This is a genomic window from Serratia sp. CY74737, from assembly GCF_052166775.1.
Classification (GTDB): Bacteria; Pseudomonadota; Gammaproteobacteria; order Enterobacterales; family Enterobacteriaceae; genus Serratia; species Serratia ureilytica.
The window spans coordinates 1-17,501 of record NZ_JBJNOF010000005.1 but is presented as its reverse complement, the minus strand read 5'-3'; the positions used below and the strand labels follow the sequence as shown (position 1 = coordinate 17,501).

At 61.1% G+C, this 17,501-nt stretch carries 17 protein-coding genes, 1 tRNA gene and 1 pseudogene; 9 read left to right on the top strand and 10 right to left on the bottom strand.

Translation table 11 applies throughout. The features are described 5' to 3' along the window. Positions 1 to 106: 106 nt before the first annotated feature. The 3 genes from ACJ8PE_RS08540 to tesA form a co-directional block, all read right to left on the bottom strand. Positions 107 to 961 carry a co-chaperone YbbN gene (locus tag ACJ8PE_RS08540; RefSeq protein ID WP_033642135.1) on the bottom strand — a complete coding sequence of 285 codons (855 nt, stop codon included), beginning with the start codon at positions 959 to 961 and terminating at the stop codon, positions 107 to 109. Between the two features lie 77 nt (positions 962 to 1,038). Next, entirely contained in the window at positions 1,039 to 1,815 is a 777-nt protein-coding gene (locus ACJ8PE_RS08535) for an SDR family oxidoreductase (RefSeq protein ID WP_004940195.1), read from the bottom strand. A gap of 26 nt (positions 1,816 to 1,841) precedes the next feature. Then, the gene (gene tesA / locus ACJ8PE_RS08530; protein ID WP_162472522.1) at positions 1,842 to 2,480 is read right to left on the bottom strand and encodes a multifunctional acyl-CoA thioesterase I/protease I/lysophospholipase L1; all 639 of its coding nucleotides are present in this window, start codon (positions 2,478 to 2,480) and stop codon (positions 1,842 to 1,844) included. Here tesA and ybbA point away from each other — a divergent pair. The 3 genes from ybbA (at position 2,451) to ACJ8PE_RS08515 (ending at position 7,330) form a co-directional block, all read left to right on the top strand. Then, a complete protein-coding gene (ybbA, locus tag ACJ8PE_RS08525; protein ID WP_004940192.1) occupies positions 2,451 to 3,137 on the top strand; it encodes a putative ABC transporter ATP-binding protein YbbA in 687 nt (228 codons plus the stop codon). The genes tesA and ybbA overlap by 30 nt on opposite strands. After that, positions 3,134 to 5,566 (top strand): putative ABC transporter permease subunit YbbP, encoded by a 2,433-nt coding sequence (gene ybbP / locus ACJ8PE_RS08520; protein ID WP_197761829.1) that lies wholly within the window; start codon positions 3,134 to 3,136, stop codon positions 5,564 to 5,566. The genes ybbA and ybbP overlap by 4 nt, the downstream gene beginning before the upstream one ends. 357 nt (positions 5,567 to 5,923) lie before the next feature. Next, the gene (locus ACJ8PE_RS08515) at positions 5,924 to 7,330 is read left to right on the top strand and encodes a sugar porter family MFS transporter (RefSeq protein ID WP_197761830.1); all 1,407 of its coding nucleotides are present in this window, start codon (positions 5,924 to 5,926) and stop codon (positions 7,328 to 7,330) included. Positions 7,331 to 7,394: 64 nt separating this feature from the next. Here the strand turns inward: ACJ8PE_RS08515 and purK are convergent, their stop codons facing one another. The 4 genes from purK to ppiB form a co-directional block, all read right to left on the bottom strand. Next, positions 7,395 to 8,462, bottom strand: coding sequence for a 5-(carboxyamino)imidazole ribonucleotide synthase (purK, locus tag ACJ8PE_RS08510; protein ID WP_016928803.1), 1,068 nt, complete (start codon positions 8,460 to 8,462; stop codon positions 7,395 to 7,397). Then, positions 8,459 to 8,983 carry a 5-(carboxyamino)imidazole ribonucleotide mutase gene (purE, locus tag ACJ8PE_RS08505; RefSeq protein ID WP_004940188.1) on the bottom strand — a complete coding sequence of 175 codons (525 nt, stop codon included), beginning with the start codon at positions 8,981 to 8,983 and terminating at the stop codon, positions 8,459 to 8,461. Before purE ends, purK begins: the two co-directional genes overlap by 4 nt. A 149-nt stretch (positions 8,984 to 9,132) precedes the next feature. Continuing rightward, positions 9,133 to 9,855, bottom strand: coding sequence for a UDP-2,3-diacylglucosamine diphosphatase (locus tag ACJ8PE_RS08500; RefSeq protein ID WP_004940186.1), 723 nt, complete (start codon positions 9,853 to 9,855; stop codon positions 9,133 to 9,135). Positions 9,856 to 9,865: 10 nt separating this feature from the next. After that, positions 9,866 to 10,360 (bottom strand): peptidylprolyl isomerase B, encoded by a 495-nt coding sequence (gene ppiB, locus ACJ8PE_RS08495; RefSeq protein WP_016928800.1) that lies wholly within the window; start codon positions 10,358 to 10,360, stop codon positions 9,866 to 9,868. Between the two features lie 309 nt (positions 10,361 to 10,669). On the opposite strand from ppiB, the gene cysS reads away from it, so the two are divergent. Next, on the top strand, positions 10,670 to 12,055 hold the full coding sequence (gene cysS / locus ACJ8PE_RS08490; protein ID WP_197761831.1) for a cysteine--tRNA ligase: 1,386 nt from the start codon (positions 10,670 to 10,672) through the stop codon (positions 12,053 to 12,055). Positions 12,056 to 12,113: 58 nt separating this feature from the next. Here the strand turns inward: cysS and ybcJ are convergent, their stop codons facing one another. Together ybcJ and folD are read right to left on the bottom strand one after the other, a co-directional pair. After that, positions 12,114 to 12,326 carry a ribosome-associated protein YbcJ gene (gene ybcJ / locus ACJ8PE_RS08485; RefSeq protein WP_033642141.1) on the bottom strand — a complete coding sequence of 71 codons (213 nt, stop codon included), beginning with the start codon at positions 12,324 to 12,326 and terminating at the stop codon, positions 12,114 to 12,116. 10 nt (positions 12,327 to 12,336) lie between these two features. Next, positions 12,337 to 13,203 (bottom strand): bifunctional methylenetetrahydrofolate dehydrogenase/methenyltetrahydrofolate cyclohydrolase FolD, encoded by an 867-nt coding sequence (gene folD, locus ACJ8PE_RS08480; RefSeq protein WP_004940177.1) that lies wholly within the window; start codon positions 13,201 to 13,203, stop codon positions 12,337 to 12,339. Between the two features lie 205 nt (positions 13,204 to 13,408). On the opposite strand from folD, the gene ACJ8PE_RS08475 reads away from it, so the two are divergent. The 3 genes from ACJ8PE_RS08475 to ACJ8PE_RS08465 all read left to right on the top strand — a co-directional run bounded on the left by ACJ8PE_RS08475 (position 13,409) and on the right by ACJ8PE_RS08465 (position 14,096). Continuing rightward, positions 13,409 to 13,618 (top strand): hypothetical protein, encoded by a 210-nt coding sequence (locus ACJ8PE_RS08475; RefSeq protein WP_193159780.1) that lies wholly within the window; start codon positions 13,409 to 13,411, stop codon positions 13,616 to 13,618. Positions 13,619 to 13,737: 119 nt separating this feature from the next. Next, positions 13,738 to 13,923, top strand: coding sequence for a hypothetical protein (locus ACJ8PE_RS08470; protein WP_232096302.1), 186 nt, complete (start codon positions 13,738 to 13,740; stop codon positions 13,921 to 13,923). Positions 13,924 to 14,019: 96 nt separating this feature from the next. Next, positions 14,020 to 14,096, top strand: a tRNA-Arg gene (locus ACJ8PE_RS08465). Positions 14,097 to 14,120: 24 nt separating this feature from the next. Here ACJ8PE_RS08465 and ACJ8PE_RS08460 read toward each other — a convergent pair. Further along, a pseudogene (locus tag ACJ8PE_RS08460) lies at positions 14,121 to 14,261 on the bottom strand (integrase); the annotation flags it as partial. A gap of 636 nt (positions 14,262 to 14,897) precedes the next feature. Here ACJ8PE_RS08460 and rfaQ point away from each other — a divergent pair. Together rfaQ and ACJ8PE_RS08450 are read left to right on the top strand one after the other, a co-directional pair. After that, positions 14,898 to 16,058 carry a putative lipopolysaccharide heptosyltransferase III gene (gene rfaQ, locus ACJ8PE_RS08455; RefSeq protein WP_197761833.1) on the top strand — a complete coding sequence of 387 codons (1,161 nt, stop codon included), beginning with the start codon at positions 14,898 to 14,900 and terminating at the stop codon, positions 16,056 to 16,058. A 51-nt stretch (positions 16,059 to 16,109) separates the two neighbouring features. After that, entirely contained in the window at positions 16,110 to 17,357 is a 1,248-nt protein-coding gene (locus ACJ8PE_RS08450; protein ID WP_197793658.1) for an O-antigen ligase family protein, read from the top strand. The last annotated feature ends 144 nt before the right edge of the window (positions 17,358 to 17,501 follow it).

Here is a 17,501-nt window from a genome sequence, read left to right as displayed (position 1 = left end):
TGCGTCTAGGCGGCAAACGTGAGAAACCCCAGGAGCTTAGATAACTAAGTGACTGGGGTTCGAACGTGCAGCCAACAACGATGCGGCTGGAAAGACGAAGGGTATATCAGTACAGCAGGGAGTACAGCTGGCGGCGATATTTAGCGGCCAGCGCGTCGCCGGTGCCGAGCGCGGCCAGAATGTCCATCAGGGTTTTGCGCGCGCTGCCGTTGGCGGCGGCCAGATCTTTCTTCAGATGCCCCATCAGCAGTTCCAGCGCTTCTTCGTTACGCCCGACCTGATGCAGTTGCAGCGCCAGCTGCACCGCCAGTTCGACGTTGTCCGGCTGCTGCTGCACCTGCTGTTGCAGCTGTTGGATTTCCGGCGTGTCCGCCGCCTGCTTCAACAATTCAATCTGCGCCACCAGACCTTGATAGCGGGTATCGCGATCCTGCAGCGGGATGGTCGCCAGCACCGCTTCAGCGTCTTCGCTGCGGCTGAGCGCGATCTGAGTTTCGGCCAGCGTCAGGCCGATGTCGCTGCGCTGTTGGCTGCTCTGCCAGGCGTCTTTCAGCAGCGGCAGCGCTTCGGCGGCGTTGCCGGCGGCCAGCAGCTCCTGCGCCTGTGCCAGTTTCAGATCTTCTTCCTTCGGCAGGAAGCGCTGCAGCAAATCGCGGATCGCTTCTTCCGGCTGCGGGCCCTGGAAGCCGTCGACCGGCTGACCGTCTTTGAACAGGTAGACCGTCGGAATGGAACGCAGCCCGAATTGCGAGGCGATCATCTGTTCGGCGTCGCAGTCCACCTTGGCCAGAATGAACTGACCGGCGTATTCCGCCGCCAGCTTGTCCAGCACCGGCGTGAGCTGCAGGCAGTGTTGGCTGCGCTCGGACCAGAAGTAGAACAGCACCGGTGTGGACATCGATTGTTCCAGCGTCTGGTGCAGGTTAGTTTCGTTAATATCAACAACAGCTTGAGCTAGCATCTTTTTTCTCTCTGATCGTGCGGAGCCATGGGGTGTAGATGGGGGCGCGCCGCCATTCTTCAACCCCGTCGGGCGAATTAAGCGTTGCTGCGCAGCAGCCAATCCAGACAGCGGCCCGGCAAAATGCGGCGCAGCACGCTCATCGCGTGCGCCAGCAGGGTGACCGGATAGCGCAGTTTGGCGCGCGGGCTTTCCAGCGCGTGGCGCAGTTTGGGCAGAATGGCCTCCGGCGGCAGCGTCAGGCGCTTGGCGATGCCGGGATTGTGCACCGGTTTGTCGCTCTGCGCCTGGTTGACGTTCTGGCTAAAGTGGGTGGAGATCGGCCCCGGTTCGATCAGGCTGACCTGAATGCCGCTGCCGTGCAGCTCCATGCGCAGCGCGTCCGACCAGGCTTCCAGCGCGAACTTGCTGGCGGCGTAGGCGCCGCGCCCGGCGCTGGAGACCAGGCCCATCACCGAACTGGTCTGAATAATGCGCCCTTCGCCGTGCGGCAGCATCGCCGGCAACAACAGCTGGGTCAGTTGGTGGGTGCCGAACAGGTTGGTGGCGAATTGCCGCTCCAGCTGGCTGCGCGAAATGCGGCTGAGCGGGCCGTAAACGCCGAAACCGCCGTTATTGAACAGACCGTACAGTCGGCCGTCGGTCAGCGCGATCACCTCGGCGGCGGCGCGCTCGACGCTGGCGCTGTCGTCCAGATCCAGCTCGATGCCTTCCAGCCCGAGCTGGCGCATGTTTTCCACGTCCTGCGGCTTGCGGCAGGCGGCCAGCACCCGGTAGCCGCGGTTGCGCAGATCCTGCGCCGCAATCAAGCCAATCCCGCTGGAACAGCCGGTTATCAATACCGCTTTTTGCATAACTTTACCTAGTGTACGACCCTAATTTAGTGAGACTCATGCTTTACTAGAGGCTCCAGGCGCTCCGCCATCCAGGTGGCGATAAACGGCTGGGCGTCCCCATTGGGGTGCAATCCGTCATCCTGCATCCATTCCGGCTTCACCACCACCTGTTCCATATAGAACGGCAGCAGCGGAATGTTGAACTGCTTGGCCAGCGCCGGGTAGACGGCGCCGAACGCTTCAGTATAGCGGCGGCCGTAGTTCGGCGGGATGCGGATCTGCATCAGCAGCGGCTGCGCGCCAGCCTGCTGCACCAACGTGATGATTTGGCCGAGATCGCGCTGTACGTCCTGCGCCGGGAAGCCGCGCAGGCCGTCGTTGGCGCCCAGCTCGATCAGCACCCAGCGCGGCTGATGCTGTTTCAGCAGCGCAGGCAGACGCGCCAGCCCTTGCGCGGCGGTGTCGCCGCTGATGCTGGCGTTGACCAGCTGCGGCGCACCCGGTTTTTTCTGCCACTGTTCGGCCAACAGCGTCGGCCACGCCCGCTCGATCGGCAGGCGGTAACCGGCGCTTAAACTGTCGCCTAAAATCAACAAGGTATCGGCGGCGGCAGCGCGTAAACTGAATAATCCCAACAGCAAAAGGAAGGGAAGATGCCAGCGGAAAACGTTCTTGAAGTTCATCATCTTAGTAAACACGTTGGTCAGGGTGAGCATCAGCTCACCATCCTTACCGGAGTCGAGCTGCTTGTCAAACCCGCGCAGACGATCGCCCTGATCGGCGAATCCGGATCGGGGAAATCGACCTTGCTGGGCATTTTGGCCGGGCTGGATGACGGCAGCGAAGGCGAGGTGCGCTTGCTCGGCGAGTCGCTGACCGCGCTGGACGAAGAGGGGCGCGCCGCGCTGCGCGCCAGGAATGTCGGCTTCGTGTTTCAGTCGTTCATGTTGGTGCCGACGCTGAACGCGCTGGAGAACGTGCAGCTGCCGGCGCTGTTGCGCGGCGAGAGCGACAGACAGAGCCGCGAGCAGGCGGTGCAGCTGCTCGAGCAGTTGGGGCTGGGGAAACGGCTCGATCACCTGCCGGCGCAGCTGTCCGGCGGCGAGCAGCAGCGCGTGGCGCTGGCGCGCGCCTTCAGCGGCCGGCCGCGGGTGCTGTTCGCCGATGAACCGACCGGCAACCTCGATCGTCAGACCGGCGATCGCATCGCCGATCTGCTGTTTTCCCTCAACCGCGATTTTGACACCACCCTGATCCTGGTGACCCATGACGAAACCCTGGCGGCGCGCTGCCAGCGGCGGCTGCGGCTGCGCGAAGGCAAGCTGTGGGAGGAAGCATGATCTGGCGCTGGTTTTGGCGCGAATGGCGCTCGCCGTCGCTGCTGATCGTGTGGCTGGCGCTGACGCTCTCCGTCGCCTGCGTGCTGGCGCTGGGCAGCATCAGCGATCGCATGGACAAAGGGCTCAGCCAGCAGAGCCGCGATTTTATCGCCGGCGATCGGGTGCTGCGCAGCGCGCATCCGGTGCCGGAAGGCTGGCTGCTGGACGCGCAGCAACAAGGGCTGAAGGTGAGCCGTCAGCTGTCGTTCACCACCATGACCTATGCCGGCGATCGGCCGCAGCTGGCGGACGTGAAAGCCACCGATTTGGCCTATCCGCTGTACGGCAAGCTGGAAACGCGCCCGGTCAACATCCAGCCCGAACCGGGCAGCGTGCTGGTGGCGCCGCGTTTGCTGGCGCTGCTGAACGTGAAAGTGGGGGATTCGCTGGAGGTGGGCGACACCACGCTGCGCATCGCCGGTGAAATCATTCAGGAGCCGGACGCCGGTTTCAATCCATTCCAGACCGCGCCGCGCATCATGATCAACCTGGCGGACGTCGATAAGACCGGTGCAGTGCAGCCGGGCAGCCGCCTGACCTATCGTTACATGTTCGCCGGCGCCGAGCCGGATATTCAGCGTTACGAAGAACGGCTGACGCCGCAGTTGACGCCGGATCAGCGCTGGTTCGGGCTGCAGGAATCTGGCAGCGCGCTGGGCAAGTCGCTGCAGCGCTCCCAACAGTTCCTGCTGTTGTCGGCCCTGCTGACGCTGCTGTTGTCGATCGCCGCCGTGGCGGTGGCGATGAGCCACTATTGCCGCAGCCGCTACGATCTGATCGCGGTGCTGAAAACCCTTGGCGCCGGGCGCGGCGCGCTGCGCAAATTGATCGTCGGCCAGTGGCTGGCGGTGATGGCGCTGGCGGCGGTGTGCGGCGGGGCGATCGGGCTGGCGTTCGAGGCGCTGTTGATTCGCCTGCTGAAGCCGGTGTTGCCGGCCGCGTTGCCCGCCGCCGGCGTCTGGCCGTGGCTGTGGGCGCTCGGTGCGCTGGTGCTGATTTCGCTGCTGGTCGGGTTGCGGCCGTATCGCCAGCTGCTGGCCACCCAGCCGCTGCGGGTGCTGCGTCGTGATGTGGCGGCCAACGTCTGGCCGCTGCGCTACTTCCTGCCGGTGACGGCGGCGATCGTGGTCGCGTTGTTGGTGTTGCTGATGGGAGCCAGCACGTTGCTGTGGGCGATCCTGGCGGGCATGGCGGTGCTGGCGCTGCTGCTGGGCGGTATAGGGTGGGGCAGCCTGCTGCTGCTACGCCGCATCACGCTCAAGAGCCTGGCGCTGCGGCTGGCGGTCAACCGCCTGCTGCATCAACCGTGGGTGACCATCAGCCAGTTGGCGGCGTTCTCGCTGTCGTTCATGCTGCTGGCGCTGCTGTTGGTGCTGCGCGGCGATCTGCTCGAACGCTGGCAGCAACAGCTGCCGCCGGACAGCCCGAACTATTTCCTGCTCAACATGACCGAGGCGCAGGTGCCGCAGGTGAAAACTTTCCTGCAGCAGCACCAGATCAAACCGGAAACCTATTACCCGATCGTCCGGGTGCGCCTGACCGAGATAAACCAGCAGGTGGCGACCGAACGGGTGCATGAAGACGATCCGGGCGGCGAGGCGGTGAACCGTGAGCTGAACCTGACCTGGCTGGCCGAACTGCCGGATCACAATCCGCTGGTGGCGGGTAATTGGCCGCCGAAAAGCGGCGAAGTCTCGATGGATGAAGGCATCGCCGGGCGACTGAAGATCAAGCTGGGCGACACGCTGACCTTCAGCGGCGATACCCAGGCGTTCAGCGCCAAAGTCACCAGCCTGCGCCAGGTGGATTGGGAAAGCCTGAAGCCGAACTTTTACTTTATCTTCCCGCCGGGCGCGCTGGACGGCCAGCCGCAGACCTGGCTCACCAGCTTCCGCTACGACGGCGACGGCCAGATGCTGACCCAGCTCAACCGTCAGTTTCCGACGCTCAGCCTGCTGGACATCGGCGCGATCCTGAAACAGGTCGGTGGCGTGCTGCAGCAGGTCAGCCGCGCGCTGGAGGTGATGGTGGTGCTGGTGGTGCTGTGCGGTGGCCTGCTGCTGCTGGCGCAGGTGCAGGTCGGCATGCGTCAGCGGCGGCAGGAGCTGGTGGTCTATCGCACGCTGGGCGCCGGTAAACGGCTGCTGCGCCGCACGCTGTGGTGCGAGTTTGCCCTGCTGGGGCTGGTGGCGGGCATCGCGGCGGCGGTGGGGGCCGAGGCGGCGCTGTGGCTGCTGCAAAGCCGGGTGTTCGACTTCCCGTGGACGCCGACGCCGGTGCTGTGGTGGGCGCTGCCGCTGGCCAGCGCGCTGTTGCTGTCGCTGTGCGGCGGCTGGCTGGGCGTGCGCTTGCTGCGCGGCCGGGCGCTGTTCCGCAGTTATGATGGCTGATCTGGCGATCGCAGGCCCGTTGCCGCCAAGCGTGGCCGGGCCTGCCGATTTTCTTTCGCGCGTCACTGGCGCAATTCCTCTTCATGCCCATTCATTGTGAAATCGATTACATTTATGTCATATCGATACGTTTGCCATTGGTCATCGGTGTAGCGGATAGTTGGCCGACTTCGCCTATTTTACTCATTGATTTAGAGGGTTACGCATGGATTAAGTTAATTCATCCGTCATAAAAAACGGCCTAAAAAGATTAAATGGAATGTAACCGTTTTCACTAATGTGATCGCACTCACTTATCTCCGTCGCATTGCCTCCTATCATGTCGCACACTGATGACCGTTTTCTCCTGGAGGCTGTATGAGCGATACCGTCAAAGTGACACCGGCGGAGAAAAGCCAGACTCATGTCGGCATGACTTTTTTCGTCTGTTTTTTAGCCGCCTTGGCCGGCCTGCTGTTCGGTCTTGATATCGGCGTGATCGCCGGCGCCCTGCCGTTTATTACCGACACTTTTCAGATCACCAGCTCTCAGCAGGAGTGGGTGGTCAGCTCAATGATGTTTGGCGCCGCCGTCGGCGCCATCGGCAGCGGCTGGATGAACTTCCGGCTGGGGCGCAAATACAGTTTGATGATCGGCGCAATCCTCTTCGTGGCGGGATCGCTGTGTTCTGCGTTCGCTCCCAACGTGGAGGTGTTGATCGTTTCACGTATTCTGCTGGGATTGGCGGTGGGGATCGCTTCTTATACCGCGCCGATTTATCTTTCTGAAATCGCGCCGGAGAAAATCCGCGGCAGCATGATCTCGATGTATCAATTGATGATCACCATCGGCATTCTGGCCGCTTACCTGTCTGATACGGCATTCAGCTATACCGGCGCCTGGCGCTGGATGTTGGGCGTCATCACCATCCCGGCCGGGCTGTTGTTGGTCGGCGTGTTCTTTTTGCCTGACAGCCCGCGGTGGTTGGCCTCGCGTAATCGCCATGAGCAAGCGCGTCAGGTGTTGGAGAAGCTGCGCGACAGCAGTGCCCAGGCGCAGTATGAGCTGAATGAAATTCGTGAAAGCCTCAAACTGAAGCAAAGCGGTTGGGCGTTGTTCAAAGGCAATAAAAATTTCCGCCGCGCGGTTTTCCTTGGCATTCTTCTCCAGGTGATGCAGCAGTTCACCGGGATGAACGTCACCATGTATTACGCGCCGAAGATTTTCGGTCTGGCGGGCTTCGCCAGTACGGAACAGCAGATGTGGGGCACGGTGATCGTCGGTCTGGTCAACGTGCTGGCCACCTTTATCGCTATTGGGCTGGTTGACCGCTGGGGCCGCAAGCCCACTTTGATCCTTGGGTTTATCGTGATGGCCGTCGGCATGGGGGCGCTGGGCACCATGATGAACATCGGCATGAACTCGGCGGCGGAGCAATATTTCGCCATCGTCATGCTGCTGATGTTTATCGTCGGCTTTGCCATGAGCGCCGGCCCGCTGATTTGGGTGCTGTGCTCAGAGATCCAGCCATTGAAAGGCCGCGATTTCGGCATCACCTGTTCCACCGCCACTAACTGGATAGCCAATATGATCGTGGGGGCGACGTTCCTGACCATGCTGAATTCGTTGGGCAGCGCTCACACCTTTTGGGTTTACGCGGGGCTTAACGTGCTGTTTGTTTTCATCACGCTGGCGCTGATCCCGGAAACCAAAAATATTTCACTGGAACACATTGAGCGCAATCTGATGGCCGGCAAACCGTTGCGTAATATCGGCTCGCGTTGATCTTTTCGGCAATAAAAAAGGTTCAGCCTGGGCTGAACCTTCTTCTTTTCGGCGGTGTAAACCGTTAAGCCAGCTTCTGCTGTGCCCAGGCCAGCCCGCTTTGGTATTCGCCCGGCAGCAGCGGCGCCAGCGCCTGCAGCGCTTGACGCAGATCGGCGGCGCTCGGGTCGTTCAGATTGAGGTGGCCGACCTTGCGGCCCGGGCGCACCTCTTTCTCATACCAGTGCAGATGCACCAGCGGCAGCGACAGCCACTGTTCGTTGACGGCGGTGCCGATCAGGTTGACCATCACCGACGGCGTGCTCACCACCGGCTGCGGCAGCGGCAGGCCGAGGATGGCGCGCAGGTGCAGCTCGAACTGGCTGATGGATGCACCGTTTTGCGTCCAGTGGCCGCTGTTGTGCACGCGCGGCGCCAGTTCGTTGATCAACAGTCGATCGCCGACGATAAAGCACTCCATCGCCATCACGCCGACGTAGTTCAGCTCGTTCAGGATCGCCGCCAGCATCTGCTCGGCCTGTTGCTGCAGGGCCGGATTGGGCTGCGGCAGCGCCACGCTGGCGCGCAGGATGCCGTCTTCATGCAGGTTGTGGGTCAGCGGGTAGAAGACCGAACGGCCGTCGTGGCCGCGCGCGCCCACCAGCGACACTTCGCCGGAGAAATTGATGCCTTGCTCGACGATGCACTCGCCATAGGCATCGGCCGGCAGTTCGGCTTCCTGCCCCGGACGCAGGCGCCACTGGCCGCGGCCGTCATAGCCGCCGACCCGGCGTTTGACGATCGCCAGCTCGCCCAGCGCAGCGAACACCTGCGGCCATTCGGCGGCGCTCGCCAGCAGCTGCCACGGCGCGGTCGCCAGGCCGAGCTGATCGAGCAGCTGCTTTTGCGTCAGGCGATCGGCCAGACGCGGGAAAATGTCGCGGTTGACGAAGGCGCTGTGAGTCGCCAGTTCGCGCGTCAGCGCGGTTTCCGGCCAGCGTTCAATCTCGGCGGTAATGACGCTGTTCTGATACGGCACCGCCTCGGGTTCGGCATCGATGCCGACAGGGTAGACGGCGATGCCCAGCGGTTCGCCGGCCTGGCGCAGCATGCGCCCCAGCTGACCGTTGCCCAATACGCAAACCGGCTTCATGCGTCCTCCCGTGGATCGGGGTGGTTCAAAACGTCTTCAGTCTGCGCCTGACGCCAGTCCGCCAAACGCTGCGCCAGGGCGGCGTCGTGCAGTGCCAGGATCTGCATCGCCAGCAGCCCGGCGTTGGCGGCGCCGGCTTTGCCGATCGCCAGCGTCCCCACCGGAATGCCGCGCGGCATCTGCACGATGGAGTAGAGGCTGTCCACGCCGCTCAGCGCGGCGCTTTGCACCGGAACACCCAGCACCGGCACCAGCGTTTTCGCCGCCAGCATGCCCGGCAGATGCGCGGCACCGCCGGCGCCGGCGATGATCACGTCAAAGCCGTTGGCGGCAGCCTGCTCGGCGAAGCTGAATAGCTTGTCCGGCGTGCGGTGAGCGGAAACGACTTCGACATGGAAGGGGACATCGAGCTGGGTCAGGACTTCGGCGGCGAACTGCATGGTGGCCCAGTCACTTTTCGATCCCATTACAATTGCGATTTTAGCCCCGGCATTGGCGGCTGAAGCGGCGTTGGCTCCCATGGGTGTAAGGCTCCTGTGATTTGTCTGGCGTCGGCTGAGGGCCGAATGAGGGCGTAGAGCATACCATGAGCGCACGGCGAGGAAAACGGTTGCGTCGCCGGTTTTCACCGGCGAAAGCGCGAATTTTCACCCGCGCGCCAGTGCGGAACTCAGAACGGGAATTGGATCAGCTCGACGGCGTCGGCGCTGACTTTGATCATCGATCCTTCGACGTGCCAGGCACCCAGCACCGCGCGATGGGCTTCGCCGTTGCTCAACGCCAGCCGATGCACCGCCGGGCGATGGGTATGGCCGTGGATCATCCAGTGCACGTCGTGGCGCAGCATCGTTTGCTCGACCGCCTGCGGGTTGACGTCCATGATGGCTTCCGACTTGTACTGGTTGGATTGCTGGCTGCGGGCGCGCATCTTGGCGGCGATCTTCAGTCGCCAGCGCAGCGGCAGCGCGAGGAACAGTTTTTGAATCAGCGGGTTGTGCACTTTACGGCGGAATTGCTGATAGGCTTGATCGTCGGTGCACAGGGTGTCGCCGTGCAGGATCAGGATCCTGCGGCCGTACAGCTCCAGCACTTTTTCTTCCGGCAGCAGCTGCATGCCGCTGGCGCGGGCGAAGCGCTTGCCGAGCAGAAAATCGCGGTTGCCGTGGATGAAATAGCAGGGCACGCCGGCCTGTTGCAGCGCTTTCAGCGCCGCGGCGATCTCCGCGTGCAGCGGCTCGGGATCGTCGTCGCCGATCCAGGCTTCAAACAGGTCGCCGAGGATGTACAGCGCGTCGGCGTGCACCGCTTCGCGCCGTAAAAAACGCAGAAAACCGGCAGTGATTGCCGGTTCCTGTGCGCACAAGTGCAGATCTGCGATGAACAGCGTACTCATGCAGCCGCGATTACTCGCTGACGGTCACGCTGTTGATCACCACGTCTTCTACCGGTACGTCCTGGTGCATGCCGCTGCGGCCGGTTTTCACGCCTTTGATCTTGTTGACCACGTCCATGCCTTCAACCACTTCAGCAAACACGCAGTAGCCCCAGCCCTGCACGTTTTCGCCGCGGAAGTTCAGGAAGTCGTTGTCAGCCACGTTGATGAAGAACTGTGCGGTGGCGGAGTGCGGATCGTTGGTGCGCGCCATTGCCAGGGTGCCGATGGTGTTTTTCAAACCGTTGTTGGCTTCGTTCTTGATGGCCGCGTTGGTCGCTTTCTGGTTCATGCCCGGCTCGAAACCGCCGCCCTGGATCATGAAGCCGTTGATCACACGGTGGAAGATGGTGTTGTCGTAGAAACCGGCGCGGCAGTAGTTCAGGAAGTTTTCAACGGTAACCGGCGCTTTGTCAGCAAAGGTCTTGATAACGATATCGCCGTGATTGGTGTGGAAAGTAACCATAGTTTTAATCCTAACAAGGTGAAGTGAGACGTCACGTAAAGCGAGTGAACATTCAGACCGCCCTTATAACATATCCGCCCCAGCGAGTCAGCAGCGGGTCAACCGCGGACTGTCTGTGGTAATTGCATTTGTGTTATATTATAACAATTGCGCCGGCCGGCGAATTTTGCGCTTTTTCTTCGCGTGAAGTCAGCAAAGCATGGCCTTAACCTTGCAATAGATCAGGCTTCAGGTTTCAATACGCTACCGGGCGTTAAACCTGAAGCCCGGTTATCTTTTTTGTTATCACGCACACCACGGAATCTCCCGATGCTAAAGATTTTTAATACCCTGAGTCGTCAAAAAGAGGAATTCAAACCCATTCATGCCGGGAAAGTGGGCATGTACGTGTGCGGGGTAACCATCTATGACCTGTGTCACATCGGCCACGGTCGTACCTTTGTCGCTTTCGACGTGGTGGCGCGTTACCTGCGCTATCTCGGCTATTCGCTGAACTACGTGCGCAACGTCACCGACGTGGACGACAAAATCATCCGCCGCGCGGCGGAAAATAATGAGACCTGCGACCAGCTGACCGAACGCATGCTGGCGGAAATGCATGCCGACTTCGACGCGTTGCTGATCGATCGCCCGGACAGCGAACCGCGCGCGACCCAACACATCGCCGAGATCATCGAGATCACCCAGCGCCTGATCGATCGCGATCACGCCTATGTGGCCAGCAACGGCGACGTGATGTTCTCCATCGACAGCGATCCGCAATACGGCCTGCTGTCGCGCCAGGATCTGGAGCAGCTGCAGGCCGGCGCGCGCGTAGAGATCGACGACGTTAAGCGCAACCCGATGGACTTCGTGCTGTGGAAAATGTCCAAGCCGGGCGAGCCGAGCTGGCAGTCGCCGTGGGGGCCGGGCCGTCCGGGCTGGCACATCGAATGCTCCGCCATGAACTGCAAACAGCTGGGTACCCACTTCGACATCCACGGCGGCGGTTCCGATCTGATGTTCCCGCACCACGAGAACGAGATCGCGCAGTCGAGCTGCGCCCACGACGGCCCGTACGTCAATTATTGGATGCACTCCGGCATGGTGATGATCGACAAAGAGAAGATGTCCAAATCGCTGGATAACTTCTTCACCATTCGCGACGTGCTCGGCCATTACGATGCGGAGACGGTGCGTTACTTCCTGATGTCCGGCCACTATCGCAGCCAACTGAACTACAGTGAAGAGAATCTCAAGCAGGCGCGCACCGCGCTGGAGCGCCTCTATACCGCGCTGCGCGGCACCGACGCCAATGCCGCGCCGGCCGGCGGCGAGGCGTTCGAAGCCCGCTTCCGCGAAGCGATGGACGACGACTTCAACACCCCGGAAGCCTACTCGGCGCTGTTCGATCTGGCGCGCGAGGTTAACCGCCTGAAGGGGGAAGACATGGCGGCGGCCAGCGGCATGGCGGCGGAACTGCGCAAGCTGGCGAACGTGCTTGGCCTGCTGCAGCAGGAGCCGGAGCAGTTTCTGCAAGGGGGCGCACAGGTTGACGACGGCGAAGTGGCGGAGATCGAAGCGCTGATCAAACAGCGTAACGAAGCGCGCGCCGCCAAGGACTGGGCGCTGGCGGATGCCGCGCGTGATCGCTTGAACGAGATGAACATCGTGCTGGAAGACGGCCCGCAGGGCACCACCTGGCGCCGTAAGTAATCCGGCAGAAGGAAACAAAAAAGGCGCTGAATTCAGCGCCTTTTTCTATGGCTGCGGGTTAGGGTTTAACCATGACCTTGCCGCCGCCGAACTCCACCACCTGATCGGCGACGATCTTGCAGCGCTTGCGGGTTTCGACCTTACCGTCGACTTTCACCTGCCCTTCGGCGATGACTTCTTTGGCGGCGCCGCCGCTTTCACACCAGCCCTGGAACTTCAGCAGATCGCACAGTTCGACATGGGGATGATTGTCCAGATTGAAAATTTCCATACTGCCTTACTTATTTAGGTTGAACGTCGTGATATTCCTCGCAGGCCTGCAAGGTATTTTGGATCAGTGTAGCCACGGTCATCGGGCCAACGCCACCCGGCACCGGGGTGATGTAGGCGGCGCGCTCGCTGGCGGCGTCGAAATCGACATCGCCCACCACTTTACCGCTTTCCAGGCGGTTGATGCCGACGTCCACTACGATGGCGCCCGGTTTGATCCAGTCGCCCGGAATGAAGCCCGGTTTGCCGACCGCCACCACCAGCAGATCGGCGTTCTCGACGTGATGACGCAGATTCTTGGTGAAGCGGTGGGTGACGGTGGTGGTGCAGCCGGCCAGCAGCAGCTCCATGCTCATCGGGCGGCCGACGATGTTGGACGCGCCGACCACCACGGCGTTCAGGCCGTAGGTATCGATGTTATAACGCTCCAGCAGGGTGACGATGCCGCGCGGCGTGCATGGGCGCAGCTTGGGCGCGCGCTGGCACAGGCGGCCGACGTTGTACGGGTGGAAGCCGTCGACGTCTTTGTCCGGATGGATGCGTTCCAGCACTTTGACGTTATCGATGCCGGCCGGCAACGGCAGCTGCACCAGAATGCCGTCGATTTCCTCATCGGCGTTCAGCTGGTCGATCAACGCCAGCAGCTCGGCTTCACTGGTGGCAGCGGGCAGGTCGTAGGAGCGGGAGAGGAAGCCGACTTCATCGCAGGCGCGGCGCTTGCTGGCGACGTAAATTTGCGAAGCCGGATTCTCGCCGACCAGCACAACCGCCAGCCCTGGCGCGCGCTTACCGGCCGCCAGACGTTGTTTCACTTGCTCAGCCACTTCGTTTCTAACCTGCTGCGCAATCGTTTTACCATCAATAATCTTTGCTGACATCAGTGTGGAAATCCATCAATTAAGAAAAGCGGGGATGCCGCTATTCTGTCAGAAGCTGAGCGCGCTGTCAGGCGCAGAATCACCCTCGCCGCCGTCGGCGAGGCCGATTTACGCTTTTTTTATGCCGGCTTCAGGAACCTCTACGCCATTTTTACCGGCATTTGCATACGCTGGGGCCATACACAGGGCGAAAGAGGGCAGGATCATGAGAGCGATAACCCGGCTTTATCCGTTGCATCATCAGCCTGATCGGCAACCGGCGCAGCCTAAGCACGTTGGCGAGACGGTGTTCGATTCTTCGCTGCATCCGGCGGACAGTGAGCAACTCACCGCGCTGCATCAGCTTTGTCAGCACCAGGCGACGCCGTCGTGGCGGGCGCGCCTGAGCGCCCTGTGGCGGAAGCTGCGCGCATGAACGGCTGCGCATGGGTAGGGTGCGCGCTATTGCTGGCTTGGGCGCCGTGGAGCCAGGCTTCTTTAAACAGCGCACGCCCTGACTCCGCTCTGGGGAAAAGAGGGGAGGCGACCTGCAACATGCAGGTGGTTGAGCATGCCGATTGGGGCGACATTACGGCGGTCGTTCAGTCCGCGCGCCTTTGCCTGCGGCGGGGCGATGGGCGGCAAGGGGCCGAACGCACGCCAGGCGATACCGCTGTCGGCCTGGCGCAACGCAGCATAGCGCGGGCCGCCGCACGGGCGCTGGCGGAAAAAACGCCATAAAGCACCGTCGCCGCCGTAACGTCATGAAAAGGCATTGACTCGCTAACCTCTGACCGTATAATCGCAACCCGCAACCACAGGTTGCCGCATCTCAATGCGCCCTTAGCTCAGTTGGATAGAGCAACGGCCTTCTAAGCCGTAGGTCATAGGTTCGAATCCTATAGGGCGTGCCATTAAGTATCAATGAGTTATGCCTTTCATCCCGTCTTTCCAATTTCATCATGGGACAGATTTGGGACTAAACCTCCGAAAATCGCATCAATTTGCCTCGCATGCTCAGTGAGATGGTTCGGTGTAAGGTGAGCGTATCGCTGTACCATTTCTATGCTCACCCAGCCGGTCTATTCTCCAAAGCTCAGCTTTTCGACGGTCGTGCAATTTCTGCGCTTGGCGAGTGATTAGGTATCCGGCCGCGGCGCCGCTGTTCCTCCGGTGAAAACTCCTATTTCTCCCTCCCACGTTTATTCGCTAACGATGGTTCACTTCCCGCACCGGGCTCTCCGGTCGGGGAGTGAGTTCAGCGCGCGCCGCACGGTGCAGCAATAAAAGACATTAATAACCTCAATAGGTTAGGAATTTTCTCGGTAACCCTGCAATTTGTAAAGGATTGATCGTTTTCAACGATCGGTAAGATCTTATTGATCTGCACAACCAATTATCTTTGCTACACGGTCGCCGTTAAGATCGGGCAGGATATTATTCGGCGGTAACTCTTTATTCATCCGGTGAATACCACGTAGCGCTCGACAATTTATCAGGATAAAACCCCCGTACTCAGCCATGACGAGAACGTCTGCTAATCGCCCGCTTTCCCGCGATAACGAGATTGACGGTTCAGGGAGCACGGCAGAGAGAACGGCGTTTTCTCCCTGCAGCCTTCTCGGGTTTTCGAACCGTGGCGCAGCGCTATTTTTATCCTCACGGACTCTTTCGGCCCTGCAGCGGCCTTTTGTATTTTTCTGAGGCGACGAACCATGAATGCCCATCGCACCACCGGCAAACGCCCCGCATCCCCGCTGGCCACACTCCCCGATCGCCGGGTGCCCAATGCGCTTTTGCACCGGGATAGCGTGCAACGCATTCTCGTCATCAAGCTGCGCCACTTTGGCGACGTCCTGCTGATGACGCCGGTGCTCAGCACATTGCGCGTCAACTACCCCAATGCGCTGATCGATGTGCTGGTCTATGACGGCACCGAGGCGATGCTGGCCGGCAATCAGGATGTTTATCTGGCCTTTACCGTGGATCGAGAGCTCAAGCGCCAAGGGCTGAAAGCGCAATACCGCGGCGAATATGCGTTATGGAACAGCCTGCGGACCGGCCATTACGATCTGGTGATCAACCTCTCCGATCAGTGGCGGGCGGCGTTGTATTGCCGTTTTCTCAAACCGACCTTCAGTCTGGGGTTTCGCTACCCCAAACGCGACAATCGACTCTGGCGGGCCTGCCATTCGCTACTGGTCGACGTTGCCGGCCCGGCGCAGCACACCGTGCTGAATAATCTCAGCATTCTGGCGCCACTGGCCTTGCCCACGACAATCACGCAGGTGACGCAGGCCTGGCGGCAATCTGATGTGGATGACGTTGACCGGCTCAGTCGACGCCATCACCTGACCGATTTTGTGCTGATACAGCCGACCGCACGCTGGGCTTTCAAGACCTGGACGGTGGACGGATTCAGCGCCGTGATTAACCACCTGACCGCCCAGGGCAGAACGGTGGTGCTCACCGGCGGACGCACGCAAGATGAAGCCGCCATGATAAGCGCCATTATGGCCCGCTGCCTGTTACCGCGGCGGGTAATTAATCTGGCCGGGCGTCTGGAGCTGCCGGAGCTCGCGGTGTTGATTGACCGGGCGCGGCTGTTTATCGGGGTCGATTCGGTGCCGATGCACATGGCCGCCGCGCTGAATACGCCCTCGGTGGTGCTGTTCGGGCCCAGCGACCTCGCGCGATGGTCCCCGTGGCAGGCGCCCCACACGTTGCTGTGGGCCGGAGACTATCGTCCGCTGCCCGCCCCGGACGCCGTTGACACCAATACCCGCGAGCGTTACCTCGCGGCCATCCCGGCCGGCGATGTGATACAGGCGGTTAACAGGCAACTGGCATCCCTCGTCGGGTCTGCGCAGCGTTAACCCTGCGCGGCCTTCCACCGTGTTTTTTCTCTTATCAATGAGTACGCCACGATGCTATTCAACTCAGCAGTTTCCTCGTCGATACAGACGCCCCTTCAGCAACGGTTGTTTGCGTTTACCGCCTTTTTGCTGGGAGCCTCCCTCCCGACCTCCAATCCCCTGATGAATATCTCACTGGGGCTGGTTGTCGTCTGTCTGCTCTGGCTGCGCGATATCCGGCAGTGGGCTGCACTGGCTTGTCATCCCCTGGTCTGGTTGCCAGCGCTGATGTTTGCGCTGCTGGCGTTGTCATTGCTGACGCATGCTCACGCCTACGGCCCCAAAATGGTCGGCAAATACCCAAAATTGCTGTATGTCCTGCCGCTGGCGCTGTTCTTTCTGGCCGACTCGCGGCTGATGACGCAATTTGTCCGCGGCTTTTTGTGGGCCAATGCCGCGATATTGGCCATCAGCTTCATGAGCGGGCTTGGCCATGTCACATTGGGCGGGCTGAACCCCGACAACCCTACGGTGTTTAAGCTGCAAATCACCCAAAACGTGTTTATGGCGCTGGCGGCGCTGGTCTGGTTGTCGCGTGCTTTTGCCTGTAGCGGAAAACGGCGCTGGGGGTATGCGGGACTGGTGTTGCTGGCGACGGTTAATGTTCTGCTGATGGTGCAGGGGCGTACCGGGTATGTGGCATTGGCCGTTGGCATGGGTATCTGGTTATTGCTTACCCTCCGGCGCAAGCAGCAAGTGGCCGTGCTCGCCTGCGGCATACTGGCTGTCGTGATGCTGGTCATGACCCCCAATCGCGCCATGGAGCGCCTGACGCTGGGCGTCCAGCAAATTCAGGGGTGCGTTTTCGCCCCGGCCCAAACGGCTTATGCGGCCTGCGACAACTCCATGGGGCAACGCACCGCCTTCGCCCGCGAAGCCCTGCGACTGATAAAGCAATCCCCGCTGCTGGGCAACGGCGCCGGCAGCTTTTGGTACGGCAATCCATCCACCGGCTATGGCGTGCATAATCCGCACAATGAATACCTGTTGGAAACGGTGCAGAGCGGTTTGCTGGGATTGATGGTGTTCCTCACCTGGATGTGGAGTTGCTACCGCGTCGCCTGGCGCTTGCCGCCGGCGCGCCGAAATCTGTTCGTTGCGGTGCTCAGCAGCTACATGGCCTGCCATCTGTTCAATTCATTCCTGCTGGACTCGTCCGAAGGGCACCTGTTTGTCATTATCGCCGCCTTGCTGGCCGGGCTTTCCCTCACCACTCCGCCGTCTCTTCATGCAGATTTGCCTCAACCCCAGATGCGATAGGGGGTTGAAGTGCTTCGAAAATACGCGCTTGAACGCGGCGCTCAGCGCTCCTCCGCGTATCGGTGAAAAGCCAGCGGCCGCCTGGTTCGCTCACAACGGCCGCCCCGGCGTTAACGCCGGGGCGGCACGGTTGCGGATGGCTTT

Bases quoted from the DNA above. Each gene is read 5' to 3' on its own strand.
- folD (WP_004940177.1), bottom strand. From the start codon at position 13,203: ATGTCAGCAAAGATTATTGATGGTAAAACGATTGCGCAGCAGGTTAGA.
- rfaQ (WP_197761833.1), top strand. From the start codon at position 14,898: ATGAATGCCCATCGCACCACCGGCAAACGCCCCGCATCCCCGCTGGCC.
- ACJ8PE_RS08500 (WP_004940186.1), bottom strand. From the start codon at position 9,855: ATGAGTACGCTGTTCATCGCAGATCTGCACTTGTGCGCACAGGAACCG.
- ACJ8PE_RS08535 (WP_004940195.1), bottom strand. From the start codon at position 1,815: ATGCAAAAAGCGGTATTGATAACCGGCTGTTCCAGCGGGATTGGCTTG.
- purE (WP_004940188.1), bottom strand. From the start codon at position 8,983: ATGGGAGCCAACGCCGCTTCAGCCGCCAATGCCGGGGCTAAAATCGCA.
- ybcJ (WP_033642141.1), bottom strand. From the start codon at position 12,326: ATGGAAATTTTCAATCTGGACAATCATCCCCATGTCGAACTGTGCGAT.
- ybbA (WP_004940192.1), top strand. From the start codon at position 2,451: ATGCCAGCGGAAAACGTTCTTGAAGTTCATCATCTTAGTAAACACGTT.
- ppiB (WP_016928800.1), bottom strand. From the start codon at position 10,360: ATGGTTACTTTCCACACCAATCACGGCGATATCGTTATCAAGACCTTT.
- cysS (WP_197761831.1), top strand. From the start codon at position 10,670: ATGCTAAAGATTTTTAATACCCTGAGTCGTCAAAAAGAGGAATTCAAA.
- ACJ8PE_RS08515 (WP_197761830.1), top strand. From the start codon at position 5,924: ATGAGCGATACCGTCAAAGTGACACCGGCGGAGAAAAGCCAGACTCAT.
- ACJ8PE_RS08475 (WP_193159780.1), top strand. From the start codon at position 13,409: ATGAGAGCGATAACCCGGCTTTATCCGTTGCATCATCAGCCTGATCGG.
- ACJ8PE_RS08450 (WP_197793658.1), top strand. From the start codon at position 16,110: ATGCTATTCAACTCAGCAGTTTCCTCGTCGATACAGACGCCCCTTCAG.
- ybbP (WP_197761829.1), top strand. From the start codon at position 3,134: ATGATCTGGCGCTGGTTTTGGCGCGAATGGCGCTCGCCGTCGCTGCTG.
- purK (WP_016928803.1), bottom strand. From the start codon at position 8,462: ATGAAGCCGGTTTGCGTATTGGGCAACGGTCAGCTGGGGCGCATGCTG.
- tesA (WP_162472522.1), bottom strand. From the start codon at position 2,480: ATGAACTTCAAGAACGTTTTCCGCTGGCATCTTCCCTTCCTTTTGCTG.
- ACJ8PE_RS08540 (WP_033642135.1), bottom strand. From the start codon at position 961: ATGCTAGCTCAAGCTGTTGTTGATATTAACGAAACTAACCTGCACCAG.
- ACJ8PE_RS08470 (WP_232096302.1), top strand. From the start codon at position 13,738: ATGCAGGTGGTTGAGCATGCCGATTGGGGCGACATTACGGCGGTCGTT.